The following is a 4,976-nucleotide window of genomic DNA, read 5'->3' as shown; positions in this document are numbered from 1 at the left end:
CTTGGCGGCCTGGAGCACCTTGGCCATGTCCAGGTAGCTGGCGGCCGGGGTGTCACCGCCCAGAGCGAACGCCTCGTCGGCCGCACGGACATGCAATGCGTCCCGGTCCGGATCGGCGTAGACGGCTACGCTCGCGATTCCGGCATCCCGGCAGGCCCGAGCAACGCGGACAGCGATTTCGCCACGGTTGGCGATGAGCACCTTGCGCACGATCCACTCTCCTGACTCCACTCGGAGACATAAGCCTGTTCGGTGGCACGCTCCCCTTCAATACGGACAGCTTCATATCTGGGTCAGAATCGTCAGGCACGGTGCGGCAGTGTCCGAAAGACGAAAGGAAAGGTTCAGGCACGTGTCAAATAAGAGGTCCGGCGGACGAGCCGACGGACCCGGATCGCCCCCCGGATCGCAGACGGACCAAGTGCCGGGCCAGCATTTCTCAGCAGGCCTGCAGGGCCTTGCGGTACCAGGGGGCGACGTTCGGGAAATCGACGTCGAAACGTTCACCGGGATCACTGCACAGGTCGGACCAGATCGGGGCACTGTCGAAGAAATGGTCGGTCGTCAGCATGTCGAGCGCGGAAGCCGATTGACCGTTCTCCTTGAGGACCGCCCGGGCCTGATCGGCGGTCAGCTCCCGCTCCGGCCAGGGAGTCGAGGTGCAGGCGGCCACGGCGCGCAGCAGTGCATCCACGGTGACGGGCTCGGGGTGGGCAGCGTGGTAGACGGACGCCGTCAGGTCGGCGGCCGGGGCGAGCGCGGTCGCCACCAGCAGGCGGGCCAGGTCGGGTACGCCGATCACGGAGGTGCGGGAGCGCCAGCCTCCCACGCTGCCGGGCAGAGCGCGCAGGATGCGGGCCAGGCCCGGAACCATCCAGGCGTCCCCTTCCCCGTAGACCAGATGAGGTCTCAGCACGATGCCGCCGGCGCAGAGGACGGCGTCCTCGGCGGCGGCTCGGGTGAGCGACGTGGGTGAGCGCGGGTTGCGGGTGAGTTCCTCGGCCCGGCTGCCGCGGAAGGTTCCCCGGCCGTAGACGGACGCGGTGCTCAGATGGACGATGCGGGAGACTCCGGCGCGGCGCGCCTCCGCGACGAGGGCCGCGGTGCCCCGGGCATTGACCGCCTCGTTGGCCTCGGCGGTTCCGCCGATCTGTGAAGCGCAGTGGATCAGGATGTCGACGCCGTCGCACACCCCGCGCAGCGATGCAGGATCGGCCAGATCAGCGGGGATGGCACGGAGATCCGGACAGGACGGGGGCCGGCGGTGCGACATGAGCCTCAAGCCGGTCTGCCGAAGCTTCGCTTCGCGGGTCACATGAGTGCCGACGAAGCCGGTGGCGCCAGTGATCAAGAGGGTTGGCACGCGACGCTCTCCCGATGGTGCCCCGGGTTCAGCGGGGCGCTCAGTATTAGGTTGGCGGTGAAGACGCTCTGCGCGTGCTGCGTGCCGCGCACCCGTACCAGAGTGCCGCCCGACGACGGGTCCGACTCGGGGTAGGCCTCGATCCAGCACGGGGCGTCGAATTCGGCGTAGCGCTCGAAGTTGCTTTCCAGGCCGAGCAGGAGGGCGTCGGGCATCCCCGTCGAGGCATGGGCGGCCTGGCGGGCGGCCTCCAGCAGCACCATTCCGGGGACGTGGTCCACCGGGTGGTCGAAGAAGGTCGGGTGCGCCGTGTCGACCCGCAGTTCCCAGCGGTTGCCTGCGCCGGGTCTCGGCGCGGCGAGTACGACGTGCCGCTCGCTGGCGTGACCCACCTCGGCCGGGTCGACCGCCGGCGGCGGCGCGCTGTGGTCTGCGGAGGTGGGCCGGTCACCGCGCAGCCGTCGGTGGACCGCAGGGCTCGTACAGCTGTAGGCCGCTCCCCCGACGGCCAGCGCCTTGCCGTCGCGCAGTGCTGTGACCTCGTAGCGCATCCCACTGAACCCTCGGCCCCGGCGGACGATGTCGCGGCAGACCGTGCGGAGTTCGATCTCGGTGGGGGCGTCGCCCGCGACGAGGAGTTCGGGTGTGGTGGTGAAGGACATGTCCCACATCAGGAAGTGGTGTCCGAAGGGGACTTCGAACTCGGCGTGGGCGAGCAAGGCTCCGATCTGACGGATGGACTCGATCAGGAGCATCGGGTCCTGGTATCCGCTCGTCTGGGCGAAGAGGGAGTGACCGCGCGGCCACTGGGCCCTGATCTCGAAGGTGTCCGGGCTGCCGGCCTCCGTGAGCCCGGCGGCCTCCCAGCCGGTCAGGAGCACTTCCGAGATCGCGGCGCGATGGACGTACTCGCGCGGGACGGTCGTGGTCAGCCGGGGCAGCACCGCTGCCGCCGATGGCGGTGCGGGAGGAGTCGCGGTGCCCGCTTCCACAGTTAAGGCACTGCGGTGGAGGGGCACTTGGGCTGTAGAGGTGAGGTACGGCATGCGCGGCACTCCTGTCTGTTTCCGAACAGGGGTGGGCAACCCTCGGTACGCCGACAACCACCCCCATGGCCGACGAACCTTTGCAGGCTCCAAGATACCGAAGGGCGGGATCTTTCAAGTAAAGATTGCGTTTCTGAAAACGCTCCCCACCCGACGACACCGGTGAGATCGCGCCATCCTGGCACCAGGCTCCGAACCATGCAGTCCTGCACGGCTAGACGGGACTTCGTACCCACAACGCCCCGCTCGTCACGCTCCGACACACCGGGCTCACCTACCTGAACTTGCGTGTTTTCCAAGGTAGTTGCAGGCCAGGCCGCAGGTGTCGAGGCCGGGGCGGGCGGGCGTGCCGACGAACCCAATCGCGTTGACAATCAGACAAGTCTGTTTGCTATGTTCCCTGTCGTGAGCGTTCAACAGTCCGTGATGACGCGACTGTGCACTCCAGGGGGAGCATATGAATCGGCAGGCCGTGGATCTACTCGAACCCAGATCGGAGAGGTATCGCCATCCGGTGATACCTCAGCCCCAGCGGGCAGTCAGCTCCGATCAACCCGGGCCCGCAGCCGGGGCGTTGCGCGTCCTGGTCGTCGAGAACGAGGCCCGGGCCGCCGACTCGCTCGTCCAAGGCCTGCTGCGGCAGGGCTATGCCGTGCAGAGCGTGGCCACCGGCACAAAAGCCCTCCTGGCGTACCACCAGGCCGATCTGGTGCTGCTCGACCTCGACCTGCCCGACCTGGACGGCCTGGAGGTGTGCCGGGGCATCAGGGCCGTCAGCGACACCCCGGTCATCGCCGTCACCGCGCGCGGTTCGGAACTCGACCGGGTTCTCGGCCTGCAGGCCGGATCCGACGACTACTTGGTCAAGCCGTACGGGTTCCGCGAGCTGCTGGCCCGGATGGAGGCCGTGATGCGCCGGGTGCGCCCCCAGCCGGCCCGCGCCCAGTTCATCAGTCATGGGCCGCTGAGCATCGACATCGACATCCGGCTGACCACGATGCACGGGGAGCCGGTGGATCTGACCCGCAAGGAGTTCGACCTGCTGCAGCTGCTGGCTTCGCAGCCCGGCACCGTGATCTCGCGGCGCCAGCTCATGTCCAAGGTCTGGGACGACACCTGGTCACATCGCGGCCGCACCATTGACACCCACGTCAGCAGCCTGCGCGGAAAGCTCGGTTCGAGCAGCTGGATCATCAACGTCCGCGGGGTCGGATTCCGGCTGGGACACCCGTAGGCGGCGCGGGACCGTCCACGGCGCCGGGCCGAACCCCGCGCCCCTCCTCCGCCCAGCAGGTCCCGCTGGCATCGGTCCACGCCGTCCACCCGGTCCCGGGCTCGCCGGAGTACGCCCTGGCCGCTCCGCGAGATCGCCCCAGCAGGCTCTTTCACCATGGGTACTTCAGCTGAAGACGCCCCGTCGTGCCGATAGGATTATAGACAAGTCGGTTAAATTCAGCGGTCGAGGGCAAGGACTGGCATGGCGCAGCAGGAACGGGGAACACGGTCGAGGGCCTCGATTCTGGAGGCCGCCGCCCGGGTATTCGACGAACGCGGCTACGACGCGGCCAGCACCAACGAGATTCTGGCCAGCACAGGGCTCACCCGCGGCGCGCTGTACCACCACTTCCCGTCCAAGGAGTCCATCGCCATCGCTCTGGTGGCGGCCCACAGCGAGGCACTGACGGTGCCGGACCAGCCCATGAAGCTCCAGGCGGTGATCGACCTGACCCTGGAGTTCGCCCATCGGCTCCAGGACGACCCGGTACTGCGTGCCAGCGTGCGGCTGGCGGTCGAGCAGACGTCCTTCTCCCGCCCGCCGCAGACCTCGTACGAGCAATCCAACGCGGCCATTCTCGGGCTGCTGCGGCAGGCCGAGGAGCAGGGCGAGATCCTTCCGGGCGTGGACCTTCAGCAGGCGACGTCGACCATCATCGGCTCCTTCACCGGCCTCCAGGTCATGTCCCAGGTCTACACCAACCGGGAGGACTTGCCCGAACGCGTCAGCGCGTTCTGGCAGTTCCTGCTGCCGGGCCTGGCCACCCCGGGCATGCTCGGCCGGCTGCGCACCACACCGCCGCCAGCTCGGTGACATGACGACGTGGCCCCCACGCCCCGGCTTCCGTCGGGGCGTGGGGGCCACGTCATTCGTCAGTTCCCCGCCGGGAAGAGCAGCAGGCGCAGCACTCCCCAGAGCCGCCGCGAGGTATCGGGGCCCCACCAGCCCGTATCCGTGTGGCCAACGACTCCAGCCCCGCGGCCACCACGACGGCCAGGTCCTTGCGTGCGGGCACGATCCCCTCGTTGACGTCGGCGACATGCTTGCGGACCAGAACCTGTACTTCGTCGCGCAGCCGCGTCGGGTTTGTTGAGCGGGGAGGGGCGGCCGCGGGAGGGCACCCCGGTCGAGGTCCGCCTCCCGTTGCGGACCGGTCAGTAGCGGTAGTGGTCGGACTTGAACGGGCCCTCGACCTGGACGCCGATGTAGGCGGCCTGCTCGGGGCGCAGGGTCGTGAGCTTGACGCCGAGGGCGTCGAGGTGGAGGCGGGCGACCTTCTCGTCGAGGTGCT

Annotated in this window: 6 protein-coding genes; 2 read left to right on the top strand and 4 right to left on the bottom strand. The window is 68.6% G+C overall.

Annotation, left to right across the window (positions count from 1 at the left end; genetic code table 11):
* The 3 genes from ABZX79_RS37665 to ABZX79_RS37655 all read right to left on the bottom strand — a co-directional run.
* The coding region (locus tag ABZX79_RS37665; RefSeq protein ID WP_355268532.1) for a biotin carboxylase N-terminal domain-containing protein at positions 1–210 on the bottom strand (210 nt) is incomplete at its 3' end.
* A 229-nt stretch (positions 211–439) separates the two neighbouring features.
* Positions 440–1,363 (bottom strand): NAD-dependent epimerase/dehydratase family protein, encoded by a 924-nt coding sequence (locus ABZX79_RS37660; protein ID WP_355268529.1) that lies wholly within the window; start codon positions 1,361–1,363, stop codon positions 440–442.
* A complete protein-coding gene (locus ABZX79_RS37655; RefSeq protein WP_355268526.1) occupies positions 1,348–2,355 on the bottom strand; it encodes a ScbA/BarX family gamma-butyrolactone biosynthesis protein in 1,008 nt (335 codons plus the stop codon). Before ABZX79_RS37655 ends, ABZX79_RS37660 begins: the two co-directional genes overlap by 16 nt.
* A 511-nt stretch (positions 2,356–2,866) precedes the next feature.
* Between ABZX79_RS37655 and ABZX79_RS37650 the strand changes: the two genes are divergently transcribed.
* Positions 2,867–3,643 (top strand): response regulator transcription factor, encoded by a 777-nt coding sequence (locus tag ABZX79_RS37650; protein WP_355268523.1) that lies wholly within the window; start codon positions 2,867–2,869, stop codon positions 3,641–3,643.
* A gap of 243 nt (positions 3,644–3,886) precedes the next feature.
* Positions 3,887–4,498, top strand: a complete 612-nt coding sequence (locus tag ABZX79_RS37645) for a ScbR family autoregulator-binding transcription factor (RefSeq protein WP_355268520.1) — start codon at positions 3,887–3,889, stop codon at positions 4,496–4,498.
* A 341-nt stretch (positions 4,499–4,839) separates the two neighbouring features.
* On the opposite strand, the gene ABZX79_RS37640 is transcribed toward ABZX79_RS37645, so the two are convergent.
* On the bottom strand, positions 4,840–4,976 hold a 137-nt coding region (locus tag ABZX79_RS37640), incomplete at its 5' end, for an adenosylhomocysteinase (RefSeq protein WP_355268535.1).

It is taken from the genome of Streptomyces sp. NPDC002994 (assembly GCF_040611155.1).
Lineage (GTDB): Bacteria > Actinomycetota > Actinomycetes > Streptomycetales > Streptomycetaceae > Streptomyces.
The sequence above is the reverse complement of the archived record's forward strand: the minus strand, read 5'-3'. Positions and strand labels throughout refer to the sequence as shown.

Bases quoted from the DNA above. Each gene is read 5' to 3' on its own strand.
- ABZX79_RS37645 (WP_355268520.1), top strand. From the start codon at position 3,887: ATGGCGCAGCAGGAACGGGGAACACGGTCGAGGGCCTCGATTCTGGAG.
- ABZX79_RS37650 (WP_355268523.1), top strand. From the start codon at position 2,867: ATGAATCGGCAGGCCGTGGATCTACTCGAACCCAGATCGGAGAGGTAT.